We start from the raw sequence: 20,739 nt of genomic DNA, 5'->3' as shown, positions 1-20,739 counted from the left end.
TGCGGGCTTTCCTCCGGGCGCTTCCCTTCGGTATTTCGTGTTTCCAGCTTAGCAGATCCTTTTTCCGTTTCTGCCACCCGCTGGAGCGGGCTGCCATTGGTCAGTTCCGGCGCTTTCGCGCTTTTCCTTTCCGGCGGCTCCGACTCTATCAGCCTTTTTTCGTCCTCCTGACCGCCACCTGATGGACACAGAGGTGTAGACCAGTGGTGTAGACCAGTTAGGATCCGGCGTGAGAGTCGCTGCCGACCTCCGACTCAGTGCTGCGTCGCGGTCAGGCAGGGGTACGACCCTACCGCCCGTTGGTAGTTGAGGCAAATCGCTTCCGGTGGCCCCTAGGTCCACCAACCCGGACGTCTCGGGCGCAACCCGGACTTCTCATGACATACGCTTCTGATCAATGCGCCGTCCAGGACAGGTGTGACGGCGAGACAGAATCTCCACCCCCTGGGAGGCTCCCCATGACCACCGTGACGTCGCCGCTCGAGGGCCGCGCCATCGGACTCGCCGCCGTACCCGACCCGGTCTTCTCCGGGGCGATGGTCGGCCCGGGCACCGCCATCGACCCCGTGCGCGAGGCGTCGGCGGCCGTGGCCCCCGTGGACGGCATCGTCGTGTCCCTGCACCCGCACGCCTTCGTGGTCGTCGACGGCGAGGGGCACGGTGTGCTCACGCACCTGGGCATCGACACCGTCCAGCTCAACGGTGAGGGCTTCGAGCTCCTGGTGAACAAGGGGGACACCGTGACGCGCGGGCAGGAGATCGTGCGGTGGAACCCGGCGGCCGTGGAGGCGGCCGGCAAGTCGCCGATCTGCCCCGTGGTGGCCCTGGAGGCCACCGCCGACGCCCTGAGCGCCGTCGCCGACGCCACCGAGGTGAAGGCCGGCGACGCGCTCTTCTCCTGGCAGTGACACCGCTGCCGTTCAGGGCGGCGGCGGGTCGGGACATACAACGGGGCGGCCACCGGCCGCCGGTCTATCGGAGACAGGTGTAATGGAGACAACGCTGCGGGGCGTCGGCGTGAGCCACGGTGTGGCGATCGGACAGGTCCGCCACATGGGGACGGCGGTGCTGGAGCCGCCGGCCAAGCAGATTCCGGCCGAGGAGGCGGAGCGCGAACAGGGGCGTGCCCGTCAGGCGGTCGAGGCGGTGGCCGCCGATCTGATCGCCCGGGGCAATCTGGCCGGCGGTGAGGCACAGCATGTGCTCGAGGCGCAGGCCATGATGGCGCAGGACCCCGAGCTGATGGCGGACGTGGAGCGGCGTATCGCCGTGGGGAGCACGGCCGAGCGGGCGGTGTACGACGCGTTTGCCGCCTACCGGGCTCTGCTGGCGGGTGCCGGGGAGTACCTGGCGGGCCGGGTCGCGGACCTGGACGACGTGCGGAACCGGATCGTGGCCCGGCTGCTCGGGGTGCCGATGCCGGGTGTTCCGGACAGCGACGAGCCGTACGTGCTGATCGCGCGGGACCTGGCTCCGGCGGACACGGCGCTGCTGGACCCGACGCTGGTCCTCGGCTTTGTGACCGAGGAGGGCGGGCCGACCAGTCACAGCGCGATCCTGGCGCGGGCGCTGGGTGTGCCGGCCGTGGTGGCGCTTCCGGGCGCCGGTGAGCTGGCCGAGGGCACCGTGGTCGCGGTGGACGGCAGCACGGGTGAGATCTTCGTGGAGCCCGGCGAGGAGAAGCGGGCCCAGCTGGAGGCGGCGGCGGCCGAGCGCCGGGCGGCGCTGTCGGCGGCGACGGGTCCTGGCGCGACGTCCGACGGGCACAAGGTGCCGTTGCTGGCGAACGTGGGCGGGCCCGCCGATGTGCCGGCCGCGGTGGAGGCGGGGGCGGAGGGCGTCGGCCTGTTCCGTACCGAGTTCCTGTTCCTGGACGACAGTGAGCGGGCGCCGTCGGAGGCCGCGCAGGTCGAGGCGTACCGCAAGGTGCTGGAGGCGTTCCCCGAGGGCCGGGTGGTCGTGCGGGTGCTGGACGCGGGTGCGGACAAGCCGCTGGCCTTCCTGACTCCGGCGGACGAGCCGAACCCGGCGCTGGGTGTGCGGGGTCTGCGGACGCTGCTGGACCACCCGGAGGTGCTGCGGACGCAGCTGACGGCGCTGTCGAAGGCCGCCGAGGGCCTGCCGGTGTATCTGGAGGTCATGGCGCCGATGGTGGCGGACCGGGCGGATGCGAAGGCGTTCGCGGACGCGTGCCGCGAGGCCGGGCTGCGGGCGAAGTTCGGTGCGATGGTGGAGATTCCGTCGGCGGCGCTGCGGGCGCGGTCGATCCTTCAGGAGGTGGAGTTCCTGTCGCTGGGTACGAACGACCTGGCGCAGTACACCTTCGCCGCGGACCGGCAGGTGGGTGCGGTGTCGCGGCTGCAGGATCCGTGGCAGCCGGCGCTGCTGGACCTGGTGGCGGTGGCGGCCGAGGCGGCCGCGGCCGAGGGCAAGAGCTGCGGTGTGTGCGGTGAGGCCGCGTCGGATCCGCTGCTGGCCTGTGTGCTGACGGGGCTGGGGGTGACCTCCTTGTCGATGGGTGCGGCGTCGATTCCGTATGTGCGGGCGACGCTGGCGAAGCACACGCTGGCGCAGTGCGAGCGGGCGGCGGCGGCTGCCCGGGCGACGGACTCGGCGGAGGAGGCGCGGCTGGCCGCGCAGGCGGTGCTGTCCGGGGAGTAGTCCCGGCCGGTGGTGTGGTTCTGGAGGGGCTGTGCCCGCCCGGTGGGCGGGGACAGCCCCTCCTGTCGTTTCCGGGTGGTCAGTGGTGATCGTCCTGGGGGAGGTCGAAGCCGGCGCGGTAGTCGACGCCCGGTTCGGGTGGGAGGGGTTCGCCGGTCGTGGCGTCGGTGCAGTAGGCGTTGAAGACCTCGGCTGCGGTGAGGGGGACGAGCCGGCCCCGGTCGAGGCGCCAGCCGTGGACGCGGTCGGGTGCGGCGGGGGTGGTGGTGCGCAGGACGAGGCCGCCGGGGCTTTCGAGGGCGATGCCGGCCGCGAGGACGGTGGCGAATTCGGCGCCTTCGGTGGGGTCGAGGACGGCGGGGCCGGTGGGGGGCCGTTCGGCGTGGAGGGCGGCGAGGAGCTGTTCGTCGGCGGGGACGCTGAGGACGAGGTGGTGGCTGCCGGGGCCGGCTTCTTCGAGGAGGCGGGTGAGGGTGCGGGACGCCTGGTCGAAGGCGGAGCGGCCGATGTCCTGGCCGCAGTCGGCGCACTGGCCGATGTCGGTGAGCAGCATGGTGGCGTACTCCCAGGTGGCCTGGCGGACGGCGCGGTGGACGAGGAGCGGGACGAGCTGCTCGACCGGTTGTCCGGTGTAGGGGAGGCAGGCGCCGGTGGCGGCGATCTCGGCGGTGAAGCGGCTGCGGCTGGTGGGGGTGTCGGGGTCGAGGCCGGTCTCGGCGCAGTACTCCTCGTAGTCCTCGGGGTCGAAAAGGGCCACGGTGGTGTGGCCGCCTCGGGTGGCGAGGGTGGTGAGGAGTCCTTCGACGTGGTGGAGGTAGGTGGTGTGGTCGTCGAAGGGGAAGGAGGGGTAGCGGTCGCGCATGGCCGCGAAGTCCTGCTGGTCGGCGAGGATGCCGACGGTGCTGGGGACTTCGCGGCGCAGTGCGCGGCGTGCGGTGGTGGTGGCGGTGGTGCGGGCCATGGTTCCCCCCGGTCGATGGGTCCGCGATCGCGTGCCGTGTCGCTACGGCGATCGATGACTACTCACCGTAGTCGGGGGCACTGACAGTCGGGGGGTGGCCGGGGTCAGGGGGTGCGGCGGGCGCGGTCGCGGGCGAGGCCCTCGTAGAAGCGGAGCAGGTCGAGGTTGTCGACGGAGCCGGGGTTGACGGCCTTGGCCAGGTCGGTGCCCTGGAGGAGGCGCTTGACGGGGACTTCGATGCGCTTGCCGGTGAGGGTGTGCGGGACGCCGGGCACTTCGATGATCTCGTCGGGAACGTGGCGGGGGGAGAGTTCCTCACGGATGGTGCGCTTGATGCGGCTGATGAGGTCGTCGTCCAGGGTGGCGCCCTCGGCGAGGTGGACGAAGAGGGGCATCCAGTAGCCGCCGTCGGGTTCTTCGACGCCGATGACGAGGGATTCGCGGATCTCGGGGAGGCGTTCGACGGCTTCGTAGATGTCGGCGCTGCCCATGCGGACGCCCTGGCGGTTGAGGGTGGAGTCGGAGCGGCCGTGGATGATCACCGAGCCGTGGCGGGTGAGGGTGATCCAGTCGCCGTGGCGCCAGACGCCGGGGTAGGTGTCGAAGTAGCTGTCGTGGTAGCGGCTGCCGTCGGGGTCGTTCCAGAACCGGATCGGCATGGAGGGCATGGGGTTGGTGACAACCAGTTCGCCGACCTCCTCGGTGACGGGCTTGCCGTCGGGGTCCCATGCCTGGAGGTCGGTGCCCAGGCAGGCGGCCTGGAGTTCGCCGATGTGCACGGGGAGGGTGGGGACGGCGCCGGCGAAGCAGCTGCACACGTCGGTGCCGCCGCTGACGGAGGCGATCCACAGGTCCTCGCGCACCTCGTCGTGGAGCCAGCGGAAGCCGTCGGGCGGGAGCGGGGAGCCGGTGGTGGCGACGCAGGTGATGCGGGAGAGGTCGTGGTCGCGGGAGGGGTGGACGCCGGCCTTGCGGCAGGCCATGACGTAGGCGGCGGAGGTGCCGTACAGGGTGGCGCCGGTGATGTCGGCGATCCGCCACTGGGCGCCGGTGTCGGGGTGGCCGGGGCTGCCGTCGTACACGATCACGGTGGTGCCGGTGAGGAGGCCGGAGACGAGGAAGTTCCACATCATCCAGCCGGTGGAGGTGTACCAGAAGAAGCGGTCCTCCGGGCCGAGGTCGCAGTGGAGGCCGAGCTGCTTGAGGTGTTCGAGAAGGATGCCGCCCTGGGACTGGACGATGGCCTTGGGCAGGCCGGTGGTGCCGGAGGAGTACAGCACCCACAGGGGGTGGTCGAAGGGCACCTGCTCGAAGACGGGCTCGGTGTCGCCGGAGGTGAGGGCGGCCCAGTCGAGGGCGCCTTCGGGGGCGGGGGTGCCGAGGAGCGGGATGTGGACGACGGCGCGGAGGGTGGGCAGTTCGCGGCGGAGTTCGGCGACGGTGTCGCGGCGGTCGTGCTCCTTGCCGCCGTAGCGGTAGCCGTCGACGGTGAACAGGACGACCGGTTCGACCTGCTGGAAGCGGTCGAGGACGCTGCGGGCGCCGAAGTCGGGGGCGCAGGAGGTCCATACGGCGCCGACGGCGGCGGTGGCGAGGAGCGCGGTGACGGCCTGCGGGATGTTGGGCAGGTAGCCGCTGACGCGGTCGCCGGGGCGTACGCCGAGGGCGCGCAGTTCGGTGGCGAGGGCGCCCACCTGGCGGCGCAGCTCGGCCCAGCTGACGGGGGTGACCTCGTGCGTCTCGTCGACGTACAGGAGGGCCGGGGCCTCGGGGCGGTCGGCGGCGGCGCGCAGGGCGTGCTCGGCGTAGTTGAGGGTGGCGCCGGGGAACCACTGGGCGCCGGGCATGGAGCGGTCGCCGAGGACCCTCTCGTAGGGGGTGCTGAAGCGGACGTCGAACCACTCGGCGAGCGCCTGCCAGAAGGTGTCGAGCTGCTCGACGGACCAGCGGTGGAGGGCGGGGTAGCCGCCGTCGGCGGGGGCTCCGTGCCGTTCGGCCGCCCACGCCTGGAAGCGGGTGATCGCGGCGGTGTCGACGCGGTCCTGGTCGGGCTGCCAGAGCGGCTCGGGCTGCGCGTGCTCTGTGGTCATGGGGCTGCTCCCTGGCGTGTACGTCCCTGTACGCGGGTCTGCGTGTGTCACGCGCACGTGCGGGGGTGTGCGCGTGACGCGGCTGAGCAGGACGATGCCATGTGATCGTCTCTCGCACCAGGGCTCCCCACCCATGGTCGGCGGGGTGAATATGTGCTGGCACCACGGGTGAACGGGAGTTGAACGCGCCTTGGGCGGCGGCGGCCGGGTGGCAGGGTGATCTCCATGGACGGTCGCGATCTGGTGCGTTCGGTGAGGATCTTCGGCACGGTGCGGGGGCTGCGGGCGTTGCGGTCGGCGTGGCGGCGGCGGCGCGCGGACGCGCGGGCGCTGCGCCCGAGGGGGGCGGAGCGGGCGCGGGTGCCCGGTCCGGTGGAGGGGGCGGAGCCGCTGCCGGGCGGGGGGATCGTGCGGTTCGCCCGGGCGGAGGTGCGGGTGTGGGTGTCGGGCGGTGGCACGGTGTTCTGGGGGTGGGACGGGGCGGGGCCGTTGCCGTCGTACGCCCTGGCCGGCCCGCCGCCGGAGCCGGACGCGCGCGTGACGCTGGAGCCCGACAAGGGCGGCGGCTGGCGGGTGGTGGCCGAGCGGGTGACGGTGGCGGTGTCCCGCAACGGTGCCGTGGAGGTGCGGACGCCGGGCGGGGTGGTGCTGCGGCGGGACCTGCCGCCGCGGTGGTGGGAGCCGGTGGGCGGGGGCCCGGCGCGGTGGGTGCAGCGGTCGGAGGTCCCGGCCGACGCGCGGTTCTTCGGGCTGGGCGGGCGGGCTTCGGGACCGCGGCTGAGGGACGGGGCGTACCGCTTGTGGAACACCGACCCGGGCGGGGGTTTCGGGCCGGGTGACGATCCGCTGTACATCACGATGCCGGTGCAGCTGGTGGTGTCCGACGCGGGGACGCACCTGGCCTTCCACGACAACTCCTGGGACGGGTGGGTGACGCTGCGGGAGGGTGCGGAGGGTGCCGGGTCGGGGCACGACCGGCCGGGGACGAGCGAGGTGCGGATGGGGGGCGGTCCGCTGCGCTGCTGGGTGGTGGTGGGCACCCCCGCGCGCGTGCTCCACGGCTGGAGCGCGCTGACCGGGGCGCCGGCGCTGCCTCCGTCGTGGGCGCTGGGGCCGCAGCACGCGCGGTGGGGCTTCGGCAGCGCGGAGGAGGTCCGGCGGGTGGTGGATGGCTATGAGCGGCGGGGGCTGCCGCTGTCGGCGCTGCATCTGGACATCGACCACTACGACCGGCACCAGGTGTTCACCGTCGACCGCGACCGCTTCCCCGGCCTGCCGGGCCTGGCGCGGGACCTGGCCGGGCGGGGTGTGCGGCTGGTGTCGATCGTGGACCCAGGGGTGCGGGCCGAGCGGGGGAACCGGCTCTTCGAGGAGGGCGCCGCCGTCGGGGAGGGCGGGGCGTTCGTGCGGGACGCGCGGGGACGGGTGGTGCGGGGCGTGGTGTGGCCGGGTGAGTGCGTGTTCCCGGACTTCACCGATCCGGAGGTGCGCCGGTGGTGGGGCGGGCTGTACGAGGAGCGGCTCGCGCAGGGGTTCTCCGGGGTGTGGCACGACATGAACGAGCCGGTGTCGTTCGCCGCGTTCGGCGAGACGACCCTGCCGCGTTCGGCACGGCACGTGCTGGAGGGGCGCGGGGGCGACCACCGGGAGGGCCACAACGTGTACGGGCTGGCCATGGCCCGGGCGGGCTACGAGGGGCTGCGGCGGCTGCGCCCCGGGGAGCGGCCGTTCCTGTTCTCGCGCTCCGGGTGGGCGGGGATGCAGCGGTACGGCGGGACCTGGTCGGGCGATGTGTCGACCGGGTGGCCGGGGCTGCGCGCCTCGCTGTCCCTGGTGCTGGGGCTGGGACTGTGCGGGGTGCCGTACTCGGGTCCGGACGTGGGCGGGTTCGACGGGCGGCCGTCGCCGGAGCTGTTCCTGCGGTGGTTGCAGCTCGGTGCCTGGATGCCGCTGTTCCGTACGCACTCGGCGATCGACGCGGGCCGGCGCGAACCGTGGGAGTTCGGCCCGGAGGTGCTGGAGGGGGCCCGGCGGGCGCTGGCGGAACGGGAGCGGCTGCGGCCGTACTTCGTGACGCTGGCGCACCTGTCGCGGCGTACCGGGGCGCCCTATGTGCGGCCGGTGTGGTGGGGCTCTCCGGAGGACCGGGTGCTGCGGGACTGCGAGGACGCCTTCCTGCTGGGGGACGCCCTGCTGGTGGCGCCGGTCCTCACGCGCGGGACGGACCGGCGGGCGGTGCGGCTGCCGCGGGGGCGCTGGTACGACACGGCCACCGGGGAGGCGTACGAGGGCCCCGGCCAGGTGCTGGTGGACGCGCCCCTGTCGCGGATCCCGGTCCTCGCGCGGGCGGGGGCGGTGCTGCCGGTGCGTGGCGCGGACGGGCAGGACGAGCTGGAGGTGTGGGCCCCGGCGGTGGGCCGTACCGGTGGTGGGCTGGTGGTGTGGGACGCCGGGGACGGCTGGGCCGGGGCGGAGGTCGAGCGGTATGTGTCGCGGGTCGTGGAGGGGCGGGTGGTGGTGGAGCGGGTCACGGACGGCGGTGCGGTGGCGGCGGAGGGCAGGGTGCGGGTGCGGGGGGTGTGAGGCGGGTGGATGTTGGGGGGATGTGGGGGGGGTGGGTTGGTGTCAGGTGTAGTGGCCCGCGAACCAGTTGGCGACCGCCCTGGTGTGGAGCGGGAAGGCCAGGTCTTCCGGGGCGCGCAGGACGTGGTGGCCGGTGGTCTCGTCGGTGGGCGCGGACGGCGGGAGGCCGGCCGCCGGGCGGGCCGGGAGGAGCCCGAACAGGAGCAGATGGCCGCCGGGCGAGCTCATCGCGTCGGCGAGCGTGACGTCCCGGGCGGACGCCTCGATGCCGGTCTCCTCCCGGAGTTCGCGTACCACCGCGTCGCGCCAGTCCTCGGTGTGGTCGATGAACCCGCCGGGCAGGGCGGTCCGGCCGCGCTGCGGTTCGATGGCGCGGGTGATGACGACGAGGCCGGTGCCGTGCGCCCCGGTCGCGGGTAGCAGGGCGACGGCGACGGGCAGGGGATTGCGGTAGGCGGTGGCGCCGCAGGCCGTACAGGAGCGGGGCCAGCCCGCGCCGGACGGGTAGGGGGCGCCGCAGTTGCCGCAGTGGGAGTCCTTCACGGAGTCGGACCCTACCGATGCGGCGCGGGTCTGATACAGGGGTCCGTATGACAGGACTCGCCCGTGCGGCCTCCGCCCTCCTCGTACCCCTCCTGGTGTCCGCCCTCGCGTCCGGTCCGGCGCCGGGCCCCGACCCCGGCCATGGACACGGTCATGGGGCCTTCGTGTCGCTGCGGGCGGTCGAACCGACGATCCTCCAGGACATGCGGTACGCCACCCCGCACAACTTCACGGGCGAGCGGGTGCCGGGCTACCTCGAACCGGTGTGCCTGCTGACGCGGCCGGCCGCCGAAGCGCTGCGCCGGGCGCAGAGGACGCTGCTGCGCCGGGGCCACTCCCTGAAGGTGTACGACTGCTACCGGCCGCAGCGCGCGGTGGACCGCTTCGTCCGCTGGGCCGCGGACCCGCGCGACCAGGCGATGAAGGCGGAGTTCTACCCGCGGGTCGACAAGTCGCGGCTCTTCGCGGACGGGTACATCGCCGCGAGGTCGGGGCACAGCCGGGGCTCCACGGTGGACGTGACGCTCGTCCGGCTGCCCGCGGCGCCGACCCGGCCGTACGTACCGGGCGAGAGGCTCACGCCGTGCCACGCGCCCCGGGAGGAGCGCTTCCCCGACAACTCGGTGGACATGGGCACCGGTTACGACTGCTTCGACACGCTGTCGCACACCGACGACCCGCGGATCGAAGGCGTCCGGCGTGCCAACCGGCTCCTGCTGCGGGACGCCCTCGCCGCGGAGGGGCTGGTGAACCTGCCCGAGGAGTGGTGGCACTTCACGTACCGGCCGGAGCCGTACCCGGACCGGTACTTCGACGTCCCGGTCTCCGCCCGCGCCGCCGTCAGGTGGTGACCGGCTCCCGGTCACGGGCGGCCAGGGTCAGCGCGTGCTCGACCACGGCGACCAGCACGTCCTTGACCGACTCGCGTTCCCGGGCGTCGCAGATCAGCAGCGGCACCTCGGGGTCGAGGTCGAGGGCCGCGCGTACGGTCTCGGCCGGGTGCCCCGCCGTACCCTCGAAGCGGTTGACGGCGACCGCGAAGGGGATGCCGCGCCGCTCGAAGTAGTCGACCGCCGCGAAGCTGTCCTCCAGGCGGCGCGTGTCGCACAGCACCACCGCTCCCAGCGCGCCCTGCGCCAGCTCGTCCCACAGGAACCAGAAGCGGTCCTGGCCGGGTGTGCCGAACAGGTACAGGACGAGGTCCTCGCGCAGGGTGAGGCGCCCGAAGTCCATGGCGACGGTGGTGGTCCTTGGTCTCGACGCCGCTGAGGTCGTCGACCGGCCGTCCCGCCTCGGTGAGGCTCTCCTCGGTGCGCAGCGGCCGGATCTCGCTGACCGCGCCCACCAGGGTCGTCTTGCCGACCCCGAAGCCGCCGGCGACCAGGATCTTCAGTGTCACCGGGTCCACCGGTCGCTTCTTGCGGCCGGTGCTAGAGCGCCCGAAGGCCATTGATCACCTCACGGAGGATGCTGACGTCCGGCAGTTCGGCCGGCGGGACGGGTCGGGTCACGTGGACGAGCTCGTCCTCCACGAGGTCGCCCACCAGGACCCGGACCACCCCGACGGGGAGGTCCAGGGTGGAGGCGAGTTCGGCGATCGACCGGGGCAGGTCGCTGCACCGTTCGACGATCTCCACGTGCTCGGGCGAGAGGGTCTGGTCGCGGCCGGGGTCGTCGGCCGCCGGTTCGGGGACGACCACCGCGATCAGGTCGAGGCGGTGGCGGGTGGCGCTGCTGGTCCGGCCACGGGTCATGGCGTACGGGCGGACCACCGGCCCCGCGTCGTCGTCGAACCAGTGGTGCGGATCGGGTCGGTCCCGGCGTCTGTGCCGGCCCGGTCCGGTGTGCTGCCGGCCCGCTGCGTCACTCATCGCATCCCCCTCACCCTCCGGTGTGCAGTCCGGTCCGAGGTGCCGTGCCGAGGTGGACCCCGACGCGCTTGACCATCAGCGTCATCTCGTACGCCACTAGGCCGACGTCCGAGTCGGCGTCCGCGAGCACGGCGAGGCAGCTGCCGTCGCCGGCGGCGGTGACGAAGAGGAACGCCTCTTCCAGTTCGACGACGGTCTGGCGGACGCGGCCGGCGTCGAAGTGCCGGCCGACGCCCTTGGCGAGGCTGTGGAACCCGGAGGCCACTGCCGCCATGTGCTCGCTGTCCTCGCGGCTGAGGTCCTTGGAGGCCCCGGTGGCGAGGCCGTCGCTGGAGAGCACCAGGGCCTGGCGGATGGAGCCCACCCGGTCGACCAGTTCGTCGAGGAGCCAGTTGAGCTCGCCGGCCGGTCCGGCCGTGTTGGGTGCTGCGGCGTTCGGTGCGGTCATGGACCGTTCCCCTCCGGTGTCGTTCCTGGTGCTGTCTCGCTCCGGCCGGCGGGCGGGGCGCTCTCGTCGTTCTGCCTGCGCCCGCGCTGCCAGCCGCGTTGCATCGCCGCCATGCGGCTGCGTACCTCTTCCGCCTCGCGCGCGATGTCGAGGTCGGTGTCCTGTCCGGCTCCGCGGTCCTCCGGTGCCGGGGTCCGCCGGGCGGCCTCCCGCAGCTGGGGCGCGAGGCTCGCCTGGCGTACGCGCCGGGGAAGGCCGCGCAGCAGCAGGGTGGCGTCGTCGCCGGGAGCGCCTTCGGCGGGGGCGGTGTCCGGGGTCGTACGGGGATCCGGGGTGGTGCCGGAACCCTGGGCCGTACGGGAGTCTTCAGCTGTACGGGAGTCCGGGGCCGTACGGGAGGCGGGGGCCGTACGGGAGGCCGGGTGCGGGCCGGAGTCCGGGTGCGGGCCGGAGTCCGGGTGCGTACGGCCGTCCTCGTCGACGCGCCGGCCGCGGTCCGCGACGAGCGTCGGGGGCGTGCGGCGGGGCAGCCGGGCGGGGGCCGGGTCCGGGGCCTGCTGGTGCTGCTCCCGGTCGTCGTGGCGGTCCGGCGCGGTGCCCGGCACGGGGCGCAGCGGCGGGCGGGCGCGGAAGAGGCCGCCGCGTTCGCTCTCGGTCTCCTCCGGGTCGCCGAGGCGCCGGCCGAGCCGTTCGTCCAGCTCGCCGAGGCCGGCGAGCCGTTCGTGGGGGCCGGTCGCGCCGACGGGGGCCTCCAGTTCGACCGGTCCGTCGAGGACGGGTGGCCGGGCGGGCGGCTTGGCGAGCGCGGCGCGCCGGGGCAGGGGGACCTTGCCGCCGGTGGCGGTGGCTCCCCCGCGGCCGCCCTGGCGGTCCAGCCGGAAGCCGGTGCCCTGGGTCTCGGGCGCCTCGGTGAGCAGGGCGGCCGGGAGGAACACGACAGCGGTGGTCCCGCCGTACGGGGAGGGCTGGAGCGACACGCGCACGTGCTGGCGCTGGGCGAGGCGGCTGACCACGAAGAGGCCGAGCCGGTCGGTGTCGGAGAGTTCGAACTCGGGGGTCTCGGCGAGGCGGAGGTTGGCTTCGAGGAGGGCTTCTGGGGCCATGCCGAGTCCGCGGTCGTCGATCTCCAGGGTGAAGCCGTTGGCGACCTGTTCGCCGTGGACGTGGACGGCGGTGTGGGGCGGGGAGAACACGGTGGCGTTCTCCAGGAGTTCGGCGATGAGGTGGGTGAGGTCGGCGACGGCGGGGCCGCCGACGCCGATGCGCGGCAGGCGCCGTACCTCGATGCGTTCGTAGTCCTCGACCTCGGCCACGGCGGCCCGTACGACGTCCATGAGCTGGACCGGCTTGCGCCACTGGCGGGAGGGGGCCGCCCCGGAGAGGATCACCAGGCCCTCGGCGTGGCGGCGCATCCGGGTCGTGAGGTGGTCCAGCCGGAACAGGTCGGCGAGTTCCTCGGTGTCCTCGGTGCGCCGCTCCATGGTGTCGAGGAGGGTGAGCTGGCGGTGGAGCAGCACCTGGTTGCGGCGGGCGAGGTTGACGAAGACCTCGGAGACGCCCCGGCGCATGTCGGCCTGTTTGACGGCGGCCTCGACGGCGGCCCGCTGGAGGGTGTTGAGGGCCTGTCCGACCTGGCCCACCTCGTCCTTCTCGTACTCCAGGTGCGGGACTTCGGTCTCGACGTCGATGTGCTCGCCCGCGGCGAGGCGGCGCATCACGCTGGGCAGGCGGACGCCGGAGACCTCCTGGGCCTCCTTCCGGAGCCGCCGCAGGTCGCGTACGAGGGCGCGCCCGATGCGTACGGAGACGACGATGGACACGAGCACGGCGAGGAAGCCGAGCACGCCGGCGATGCCCGCCTTGACGATGACGCTGTGGGCGGCCGGGCGGACGCGGTCCTGGTAGCGGTGGCCCGCCTGGACGTTCTCCTCGGCGAGTCCGTCGAGGACGGGGCCGGCCAGGGTCTGCCACCGCTCGGCGTCGGTGGTACGGGGTTCGCCGGTCGGGCCGGCGGCCAGCAGGGCGTCCTCGGTGTCGCGCAGCGGTTCGGTGCGGGGGCCGCGCCAGTACGCCTGGAAGACGCGGCGTTCGGAGCCGGGCATCAGCTCCAGGTTGACCTCGTAGAGCAGTTTCCGCTGGGCGACGAGGTCGGAGATCGCCCGTATCTCCTCGGCGGTGATCCGCTCGCTGATGAGGGAGGAGACGACGAGGGCGTCCTCGCGGGCGAGCATCTCGCGGGCGCGGACGATGCCGACGAGGGCGCGGCCCTGCTTGTCCATCTCCACGTTGTCCAGGGCGTGGAGGTTGGTGAGGAAGCTGTAGCAGGGGTCGACCAGGCGGTTGTAGAACTCGAGGGCCTGGGTGCGGCCGACGGCGCGGTTCTCGACGGAGCGGCGCAGGGCGGTGATGTCGTCGAAGGCGTCGAGGAGGGAGCCGAGCCTGCGGGCGGCCTGGTCGTTGAGGGCGTCGGTGACCTCGGGGTCCCGGGCGTTGTCGCGGATCCGGGCGATGGCCCGGTCGGTGGCGATCCGGTCGCGGAGCAGGACGGGGAGCGCCTCGGCGGAGCGGGGGTCGGCCAGGTAGATCAGGGACTGGCGGCGTTCCCGCTGGACGACGTGGATGGTGTCCTCGAGGGGCTGGCCCACCTTTTCGACGATGTAGCCGATGTCGAGGAGCTGTCCGGCCTCGCGGCCGGTGATGAGGGTGGAGAATCCCCACAGGCCGGTGAGGGAGACGAGCGGCACCATGAGCAACGCCACGATCTTCCGGCGGATCGACTTTCCGCGAAAGCGCATGGCCTCCCCCACTCGCACCTGCCCCGCCGTCGTTCGCCGGCCGTCGGCTGTCGGCCGCCCGGCGTGGGTGTTCTTCACATCGACACGTCAGCACGTCAACACGTCAACTCATGTGCGCTTCAACACATGTCCGCATCAACAAACGGCGCGAGCCTACTACTGCGTCCCGGACAACTCGAAGGGACGTCCGGGCGATTTTCAGCCGCCGCGCGGGACACAGATCATGAGTTGTCCTGGTATTCCGCGCGGTGACAATTACCGCCGGTACGGACGTCACCCGTCGGGACGGCTACCCGAACAGGATGACGGATGGCTGGAATTGTGCGGCTCGCGGGGAATCTTCACTGTCTGTCGTTCGTCTTTTCGTACGGGGAGGCGGGAACGGTCGGCGTAAAGCGGCTGAAGGCGGGCAGCCACCCTGAAGACGGTCGGTCGTGGGGAGTGGCGGTTCGGATGGAGACGGCGGCACGGCGGGAACTGTGGGTGGAAGAGCCGGTGGGGAGGCGGAGGCTGCCCGATCCGGTGCGTAAGGCGGCGGTGAGAGCGGTGCTCGTCACGGCCGTGACGCTGATTCAGGCGATGGTCGCGTTCTTCCTCACGCTCACGGCGTCCTGGCTCGCGTTCCCCATGGTGCTCGGCAGTGTGGGCAGCACGGTGGTCGCCACCTGGGCCGTGCTGGACGTGTGGGTGACCCGGCAGGTGTGGAACCAGCGCCACGGTGTGGTGTCGACGCCGAGCAGCACGGCGCGCCGCCTCCGGCGGGAGCGACGCCGTGCCCGGCGGGCCGCCCGGGGCGCCGCCGCCCGCCCGGCGCCGCGGGAGACGGCGCCGATACGCGAGCGGCGGCCGGCCGCCGGCGACGGTCACCTGTCGCGGGCCTGAGGGCCGGTGGGCGGGCGGACCTGGGCGACTGCGCGGGCCTGAGCGGCGGGATGCACCTCCGGTGATGCGGGGCGGCGGTACCGGGGCAGGGCCGCCGCCGTCGGGCGGCGGCGGGCGGCCCCTGCGGTGGGCGCGCCGGGTCAGTCGGTGGCCGCCGGGTGCGGGAGCCGCTCCGGGTCCGGGGTCCGACGGAACATCCGGGTGGCGGTGATCTCGCCGTGCACCGCCGGCTCGCCCTCGCCCGCCGGCTGCGGCAGTCCCGGCCTCAGGTGCTCCTCGACGCTGATGTACTTCAGGCCCGCCCGGAGGTCGGCGTCATTGCGCAACCTGATGACCAGCGGGAACTCGGCGAGCGCCGTGGTGTCGAACAGGCCCGTGGTGTAGAGCAGCTGGACGCCCAGCGCGTCCGACACCGCACGCTGCAGCTCCAGCAGGTACGTGGCGTTGGCGCGGCCGATCGGGTTGTCGAGGAACAGGGTTCCGGCGTGCCGGTGCTTGTCGCGGCCCCGGTCGTTGCTGCGGAGGGCGGCCATCGTGCAGTACAGGGCGATGGCGGCGGTGAGCAGCTGCCCGCCGGAGAAGACGTCGCCCATCTGCCCGACCGGGACCCGCTCGGCGCGCAGCACCGCGTCGGGCTTGAGGATCTCCACGGCCACGCCCTTGGGCTGGAGGGCGGCCTGGACGCCGCGCAGCAGCAGGGACATGCCGTCGCGGCGGAGGTCGGAGTTCTTCTTGAGGGCGGCGCGGGTGGCCTCGTCGACGACCTCGCCCAGCCGCTCGACCAGGGTGGCCTGGTCCGGCTCCTCGAAGCGGATGCGGAGGAACTCCTGGCCCGACCATTCGCCCAGGCCCTCGGGCAGGCGGGAGAGGCGCTGGGCGGACCGGAGCGTGGCCAGCGCGGACTCCACGAGGCCCCGCAGCCGGTCGACGATGGAGTCGCGGTTGCGCTCCAGCTGCGCCAGCTCGTCGGTGAGGACCCGCAGCCGGGGGGCGAAGGCGTCGGCCCACTTGGCGGCGTGTTCGGGCAGCGCGGAGGCGGGCAGTTCGCGGATCTGCTGCCGGGCGGGGGTGCGGACCTGCTCGAAACGGGTGGCGTTGGCGTGCCGTACGAGGACGTCGGAGGCTTCGCGGACGGCGGCGTCGGCGGCGGACAGGTCGGCCGCGCAGCCGCGCAGGGAGCGGCGGGCCTCGGCGGCGGACCGGCGGGCCTCCTCCAGGCTGCCGGGGTAGGGCTCGGGGTTCTCCTGGTCCTCGTCGGTGTGCTCCCGGAGCAGGTCGCGCAGGAGGGCGGCGGTCTCGTCGAAGCCGCTCGCGGCGTCCTCGGCGGCACGGTGCGCCTGGAGGAGCCGGGCGTGGGTGGCGCGGGCGGTCTCCAGGGCGTCGGTGCGGACGGCCAGCTCGGTGGTCGCGGTGCGCAGGAGCGCCTGGGCGTGCTCGGCATCGGAGGGCACCAGCTCGTCGGGCAGGTCGGTGTGGGCCTCGCCGTCCTCGGGTGCCAGGCGCTCCGCCTCGCCGCGCAGCCGGCCGAGCTTCTCGCTGGCCTCGGAGGCGCGGGACTCCAGCATCTGGACCAGGGACTCGGCGCGGGCGGCCGCCGCCTGGCGGGAGGGGCCGTCGGCGCCGTCGGGGCTCTCCAGGAGCTGGGCGGCGCGGGTGCGGACCTTGTTGGTGAGGCGGTCCAGCTCGGCGAGCGCGGCGCTCTCGTCGCTCTCGGCGCGGGCCTGTTCGGCGCGCAGGTCGGCGCCGACGCCGACCTTCTCGTACAGCTGGGAGGCCGCGCGGTACGCCTCGCGGAGGGCGGCGAGCGGCGCGCGGGGGGCGTCGGTGTCCTCCTCCGGCAGGTTCTCGGGGGCTCCGGCGATCTCGGCCCGCTCGGCGCGCAGGGCGCGGGCGGTGCGGTGGGCGTCGTCGGCGGCGCGCTGGGCGGCGCGGCGGTCCTCGTCGGCGGCGCGGGCGCGCTCCAGGCAGGTCTGGGCGCGGGCCTCGTACTCGGCGGTCTCGTCGGCCAGTTCGCGCAGCCGGGCCTGCCAGCCGGCGCGCTCGCGCAGCCGGTACGCCAGCCCGGCGAGGGCGTCGGCGACCCGGCGGGCGCGCTGCGCGGCCTCCTGTCGCTCGTCCCGTACGCGGGCGGTGTCGGCGGCCGCCTCGTCGGCCTCGGCCCGGACGGTGCGCGCCTCGGCGAGCGCCGCCTCCGCCGTCTCGGCGGCCACGCGCGCGGTGGCGGCGCCCTCGGCCAGCTCGGTGAGCATGCCGGGCGGGCAGTCGGCGCGCCAGGAGCCGATGCGGGCGGCGAGGGAGCGGTCGCCGGTGAGGCGGGCGGCGAGGGAGCGGATCTCCTCGTCGCGGGCGGCGGCGCGGGCGCGCAGGGTCTGGCGCTCCTCGTCGGCGGCGTGCTCGTCGTGCATGGCCGGGTTCGGCGGTACGAGGAAGACGTCCGGGTCGGTGCCGGTGGCCCCGGGCACGGGTGCGAGGAGCGCGGCGGCGGTGCCCACGGCGACGGCGGAGCGGGGCAGCAGGGCGGCGCCGGCGAGGACCTCGCGGGCCCGGGCGTACGAGACGGGGTCGGTGATGACGACGCCGTCGACCAGCTCGGGCCGGGCGGCGAGCACGGCGGCGTGGTCGGCGGGGTCGACGGCCTGGGCGAGGTAGCGCCAGCCGGGGAGGGCGGGGATGCCCTGTTCGCCGAGGTACTCGACGGTGGCGAGGACGTCGGGGCCGGGCGGCAGGAGGCCGCCGTCGCCGAGGGCGCCGAGGATGCGGGAGTCGTCGGCGGCGGCGGTGCGCAGCTCGAACAGCTTGCGCTCGGCGGTGGCGATGCCCTGGTCGAGCAGCTCCCGCAGGTCGTCCGCGTACCGGTCGAACTCCTCGACGGTGAGCGGCCCCTGGGCGGGGCGCGGCGGGGCCTCTCCGTGCCCGCCGGCATCCGAGGGGGTGTCGCCGGCGGCGGGGCCGGGGCCCTGGCGGGGGCCGGGCACCGCGGGCCGGGGCGCGGACGGCAGGCTCAGCAGCTCGGCGAGGCGCTCCTCGGCGGCGAGGGACTCGGCGGCCCGGCGCTCGGCCTGGTGGGCGTTCTCGGCGGCGTCGGCGGCGTCGGCGGCGCGGGCGGCGGCCAGTTCGGCGCGGGACTCGGCGGCGGCGGCGTCGCGGGCCCGGTCGGCGGCCGCGCGGGCGGCGTCCCGGGCCTCGTCCCAGGCGGCGACGGTGGTCTTCTCGGCGTCGCTGGCGGCGAGCGCGGCGCGGGCGGGGTCGGCGTCCGGGGCGGTGTCGTCGAGCCATCCGGCGCGTACCGCCTCGGCGGTCTCCTGCTCGACCTCGGCGAGGCGCTGGCGCAGGTGGCCGGCCTCGCTCCGGGCGCGCTGGGCCTCGGTGGCGGCGGCGGTGGCGTCCCGGTGGGCGGTCTCCCCGGCCTCCTGGAGGGCCGCGGAGCGCTCCTCCTCCTCGGCGGCCTGCCGCTCGCCCCGGTCGGCGGCGGCGTGCAGGGCGCGGACGAGGTCGGCGGCGGCCCGGGCGCGGGCGGCGAGCGCCGGGGCGGCGTCCCGCTCGGCCTCGCGGATGGCGGCCGCCACGCGCGCGGAGCGGTCGGCGGCGGCGCGGTGCCTGAGGACCGCCTCGGCGGCCTGCCAGGCGGCGTGCAGGGTGCGGGCGTCGGTCAGTTCGCGGCGCTGGGCGGCGGCGCCCTTCTCGGCGGCGGTGAGGGCCAGGGAGGCGTGGCGGTAGGCCAGCTCGGCGGCGATGCGGGAGCCGTGCGCGCGCGCCTGTTCGGCCCCGGTGACCGTGTGGGCGGCGGCGGTGACCTGCTCGGCCAGCTCGGCGGTACGCGCGCGTTCGGCGGCGGCGCGGGCGGCGAGGCGGTGGGCGAGGGTGCGGGTGCGGCGCTCGGCGCCGGCGTGGACGTCGCGGGCGCGTGCGCGGGTTTCCGAGGCGTCGACGATCCGGCCGAGGAGGTCGACGGAGCCCGCGGTGAAGTCGCGTTCGGCGGTGAGTTCGGCCCGGCGGCCGAGCTTGTTGCCGAAGCCGCCGACGAGGTCGGCGAGGCCGTCGGTGTCCCGGGTGTCGGTGACCGCGCGCAGCAGGAGGTCGGTGAAGTCGGAGTCCTTCTTGACCGCGAAGAGGCCGGCCGCCTCGCCCTCGTCGGCGTTCATCTCGCGCTGGTAGCGGAAGAGTTCGGGGTCGAGGCCGAGGCCGCCGAGGTGCTCGTTCCAGCGGTCGTGGATCTCCTCCCAGTACACCTCCAGGTGGGGGTACGCCTTGCCCGCGTCGGTGAGGGCGTCGCGGAAGCCCTTCATGGTGCGGCGGCGGCCCTGGGCGCCGGAGATGCCCTCGGCGGGCGGCCGGACGGAGGTGGCCTCGGCGACGGGCAGCGAGTCGAGGCCGAGCCCGGGGCCGGGGCGGAAGGAGTACCAGGCCTCGGCGAACTTGCGCGGGTCGTTGGAGACCTGCCGGCCGCGCCACTCGCTGACCTTGCCGACGACGACCAGTTCGCCGGTGAGGGTGTGCTGCCACTCCAGGGCGACATGGCCGCAGTCGTCGGCGAGCAGGAACTTACGCAGCACTCCGGAGCTGGCGCCGCCGAGGGTGTTGCGGTGGCCCGGCAGCATCACGGAGAAGATCAGTTTGAGGAGGACGGACTTGCCGCCGCCGTTCTCCAGGAAGAGCACACCGGCGGGCGCGGGGCGGCGGGGCGGGCCGACCGGCTCCTCCTCGAAGAACTCCGCCTGCGCGGGCGCGGGGTGGGGCACGGGGGCGCCCACTCCGCGCAGGTCCAGCACGGTGTCGGCGTACCGCGCGCCGGCCGGCCCGATGGAGTAGAGGCGGACCCGGGACAACTCGTACATGTCGGCGGACTCTCAGTCGTGTGCTGTGGTGTGCTGCGGTGCGGGCGGTGCGGGCTGTGGTGTGCGGTGCGGGCGGTGCGTGCTGTCGTGTACTGCGTGTGCGGTGCGTGCTGTGGTGTGCGGTGTGCGGCGCGGGTCAGGCGTGGAAGGGCAGGCCGGCGTCGGCGGCCAGCTCCAGGTCGTCCCCCTCGGGCGGCGGCAGGAGGGTGGCGGAGCCGTCGGTGACCGGGACGACGCCCAGCTCCAGCAGTTCGGCTAGGGCGGCGCTGCCCGCCATGTCGCGCACCTGGAGCTGGTAGCGGGCGGTGGTGCGGTAGGAGCCGCCGCCCTCGTCGCCGGTGCGCTGGAGGAAGCCGGAGTCGGTGAGGAACGCGACGGCCTTGCCGATGATGCCGGTGGTGGAGCCGGCGAGCCGGCGGGCGTCCTTGGTGGCGCCGGTGGCGCTGCGCCGGGCGTAGATGCGCCAGGCGGCCTCCAGGCCGGGGGCGTCGGTCATCGGGTCGGTGTTCTCGCCCTGCTCCTCGGCGCGCTCCTCCAGGCGGCGGCACGCCTGGCGTACGAAGGCGTCGACGCCGTTGACGGTGATGCGGCCGATGTAGCCGTCGTCGGCGAGGTCCTCGGGGCGGGGGAACGCCATGGCGGCGACCGCCAGGTGGGCGAGGCCGTGCAGGAAGCGGTCGCCGGCGTCGGTGGAGGCGCGGCGGGCGTACTCGCCCATGCGGACGGCGAAGACGGAGTCCTCGGCGGCGGTGACGGCCATGCCCGCGCGCGGGGAGACCTCCAGGACGACCAGGCCGAGGCCGGTGGCGACGGCGTCGGCCACGCGCGCGAAGGCGGGCTCCTCGCGGTAGCGGCGGAGCAGGTCGGCGTACTCGGCGTCGCGGGCGGGGAGCAGCTTGGGCTGGAGCCCGAAGGAGACCAGCCGGGCGGCGTCGGCCGCGTCGGCGGGCGTGACGGCGCCGGGTGCGGCGGGCCGGGGGGTGTCCGGCTCGCTCCACGCGTCGGTGTGCTCGGCGTGGTGGTCGGTCACGGCTGGTGCTCCTCGGTGCGGGTGGGGTGGGGGGTCGTGG

At 74.5% G+C, this 20,739-nt stretch carries 13 protein-coding genes and 1 pseudogene; 5 read left to right on the top strand and 9 right to left on the bottom strand.

What is annotated here, in order from left to right; genetic code table 11:
• Positions 1 to 458: 458 nt before the first annotated feature.
• The gene (locus ACF08D_RS27780) at positions 459 to 908 is read left to right on the top strand and encodes a PTS glucose transporter subunit IIA (RefSeq protein ID WP_392226333.1); all 450 of its coding nucleotides are present in this window, start codon (positions 459 to 461) and stop codon (positions 906 to 908) included.
• Between the two features lie 82 nt (positions 909 to 990).
• Positions 991 to 2,661 carry a phosphoenolpyruvate--protein phosphotransferase gene (ptsP, locus tag ACF08D_RS27775; protein ID WP_392226331.1) on the top strand — a complete coding sequence of 557 codons (1,671 nt, stop codon included), beginning with the start codon at positions 991 to 993 and terminating at the stop codon, positions 2,659 to 2,661.
• Positions 2,662 to 2,740: 79 nt separating this feature from the next.
• Here the strand turns inward: ptsP and ACF08D_RS27770 are convergent, their stop codons facing one another.
• Together ACF08D_RS27770 and ACF08D_RS27765 are read right to left on the bottom strand one after the other, a co-directional pair.
• Positions 2,741 to 3,622, bottom strand: coding sequence for a hypothetical protein (locus ACF08D_RS27770; RefSeq protein WP_392226329.1), 882 nt, complete (start codon positions 3,620 to 3,622; stop codon positions 2,741 to 2,743).
• Between the two features lie 104 nt (positions 3,623 to 3,726).
• Entirely contained in the window at positions 3,727 to 5,712 is a 1,986-nt protein-coding gene (locus ACF08D_RS27765; protein ID WP_392226328.1) for an acetoacetate--CoA ligase, read from the bottom strand.
• Between the two features lie 225 nt (positions 5,713 to 5,937).
• Here ACF08D_RS27765 and ACF08D_RS27760 point away from each other — a divergent pair, with 225 nt between their 5' ends.
• Positions 5,938 to 8,295: a TIM-barrel domain-containing protein gene (locus ACF08D_RS27760; RefSeq protein ID WP_392226326.1), complete on the top strand. Its 2,358-nt coding sequence runs from the start codon at positions 5,938 to 5,940 to the stop codon at positions 8,293 to 8,295.
• A 42-nt stretch (positions 8,296 to 8,337) separates the two neighbouring features.
• Here the strand turns inward: ACF08D_RS27760 and ACF08D_RS27755 are convergent, their stop codons facing one another.
• Positions 8,338 to 8,838: an NUDIX domain-containing protein gene (locus tag ACF08D_RS27755; protein WP_392226324.1), complete on the bottom strand. Its 501-nt coding sequence runs from the start codon at positions 8,836 to 8,838 to the stop codon at positions 8,338 to 8,340.
• Between the two features lie 47 nt (positions 8,839 to 8,885).
• Between ACF08D_RS27755 and ACF08D_RS27750 the strand changes: the two genes are divergently transcribed.
• Positions 8,886 to 9,689 carry a M15 family metallopeptidase gene (locus ACF08D_RS27750; RefSeq protein ID WP_392226322.1) on the top strand — a complete coding sequence of 268 codons (804 nt, stop codon included), beginning with the start codon at positions 8,886 to 8,888 and terminating at the stop codon, positions 9,687 to 9,689.
• Here the strand turns inward: ACF08D_RS27750 and ACF08D_RS27745 are convergent.
• From ACF08D_RS27745 to ACF08D_RS27730, 4 genes and pseudogenes are all read right to left on the bottom strand, one after another.
• A pseudogene (locus ACF08D_RS27745) lies at positions 9,679 to 10,288 on the bottom strand (ATP/GTP-binding protein). The gene ACF08D_RS27750 and the pseudogene ACF08D_RS27745 overlap by 11 nt on opposite strands.
• Positions 10,269 to 10,709, bottom strand: coding sequence for a DUF742 domain-containing protein (locus ACF08D_RS27740; RefSeq protein ID WP_392226320.1), 441 nt, complete (start codon positions 10,707 to 10,709; stop codon positions 10,269 to 10,271). Before ACF08D_RS27740 ends, ACF08D_RS27745 begins: the two are co-directional and overlap by 20 nt.
• A gap of 10 nt (positions 10,710 to 10,719) precedes the next feature.
• On the bottom strand, positions 10,720 to 11,157 hold the full coding sequence (locus tag ACF08D_RS27735; RefSeq protein WP_392226318.1) for a roadblock/LC7 domain-containing protein: 438 nt from the start codon (positions 11,155 to 11,157) through the stop codon (positions 10,720 to 10,722).
• Positions 11,154 to 13,952 carry a nitrate- and nitrite sensing domain-containing protein gene (locus ACF08D_RS27730; RefSeq protein ID WP_392226317.1) on the bottom strand — a complete coding sequence of 933 codons (2,799 nt, stop codon included), beginning with the start codon at positions 13,950 to 13,952 and terminating at the stop codon, positions 11,154 to 11,156. Before ACF08D_RS27730 ends, ACF08D_RS27735 begins: the two co-directional genes overlap by 4 nt.
• Positions 13,953 to 14,405: 453 nt before the next feature.
• On the opposite strand from ACF08D_RS27730, the gene ACF08D_RS27725 reads away from it, so the two are divergent.
• Positions 14,406 to 14,834 carry a hypothetical protein gene (locus ACF08D_RS27725; RefSeq protein ID WP_392226315.1) on the top strand — a complete coding sequence of 143 codons (429 nt, stop codon included), beginning with the start codon at positions 14,406 to 14,408 and terminating at the stop codon, positions 14,832 to 14,834.
• Between the two features lie 140 nt (positions 14,835 to 14,974).
• Here the strand turns inward: ACF08D_RS27725 and ACF08D_RS27720 are convergent, their stop codons facing one another.
• Together ACF08D_RS27720 and ACF08D_RS27715 are read right to left on the bottom strand one after the other, a co-directional pair.
• The gene (locus tag ACF08D_RS27720; protein WP_392226313.1) at positions 14,975 to 19,669 is read right to left on the bottom strand and encodes a hypothetical protein; all 4,695 of its coding nucleotides are present in this window, start codon (positions 19,667 to 19,669) and stop codon (positions 14,975 to 14,977) included.
• Between the two features lie 136 nt (positions 19,670 to 19,805).
• On the bottom strand, positions 19,806 to 20,699 hold the full coding sequence (locus ACF08D_RS27715) for a hypothetical protein (protein ID WP_392226311.1): 894 nt from the start codon (positions 20,697 to 20,699) through the stop codon (positions 19,806 to 19,808).
• Positions 20,700 to 20,739: the final 40 nt, after the last annotated feature.

The organism is Streptomyces sp. NPDC015131 (genome assembly GCF_043079975.1).
Lineage (GTDB): Bacteria > Actinomycetota > Actinomycetes > Streptomycetales > Streptomycetaceae > Streptomyces.
The sequence above is the reverse complement of the archived record's forward strand: the minus strand, read 5'-3'. Positions and strand labels throughout refer to the sequence as shown.

What these genes read in the sequence shown, in the direction of transcription:
- ACF08D_RS27765 (WP_392226328.1), bottom strand. Translation starts at nt 5,712, where the DNA reads ATGACCACAGAGCACGCGCAGCCCGAGCCGCTCTGGCAGCCCGACCAG.
- ACF08D_RS27730 (WP_392226317.1), bottom strand. Translation starts at nt 13,952, where the DNA reads ATGCGCTTTCGCGGAAAGTCGATCCGCCGGAAGATCGTGGCGTTGCTC.
- ACF08D_RS27750 (WP_392226322.1), top strand. Translation starts at nt 8,886, where the DNA reads ATGACAGGACTCGCCCGTGCGGCCTCCGCCCTCCTCGTACCCCTCCTG.
- ACF08D_RS27725 (WP_392226315.1), top strand. Translation starts at nt 14,406, where the DNA reads ATGGAGACGGCGGCACGGCGGGAACTGTGGGTGGAAGAGCCGGTGGGG.
- ACF08D_RS27760 (WP_392226326.1), top strand. Translation starts at nt 5,938, where the DNA reads ATGGACGGTCGCGATCTGGTGCGTTCGGTGAGGATCTTCGGCACGGTG.
- ACF08D_RS27740 (WP_392226320.1), bottom strand. Translation starts at nt 10,709, where the DNA reads ATGAGTGACGCAGCGGGCCGGCAGCACACCGGACCGGGCCGGCACAGA.
- ACF08D_RS27770 (WP_392226329.1), bottom strand. Translation starts at nt 3,622, where the DNA reads ATGGCCCGCACCACCGCCACCACCACCGCACGCCGCGCACTGCGCCGC.
- ACF08D_RS27735 (WP_392226318.1), bottom strand. Translation starts at nt 11,157, where the DNA reads ATGACCGCACCGAACGCCGCAGCACCCAACACGGCCGGACCGGCCGGC.
- ptsP (WP_392226331.1), top strand. Translation starts at nt 991, where the DNA reads ATGGAGACAACGCTGCGGGGCGTCGGCGTGAGCCACGGTGTGGCGATC.
- ACF08D_RS27780 (WP_392226333.1), top strand. Translation starts at nt 459, where the DNA reads ATGACCACCGTGACGTCGCCGCTCGAGGGCCGCGCCATCGGACTCGCC.
- ACF08D_RS27720 (WP_392226313.1), bottom strand. Translation starts at nt 19,669, where the DNA reads ATGTACGAGTTGTCCCGGGTCCGCCTCTACTCCATCGGGCCGGCCGGC.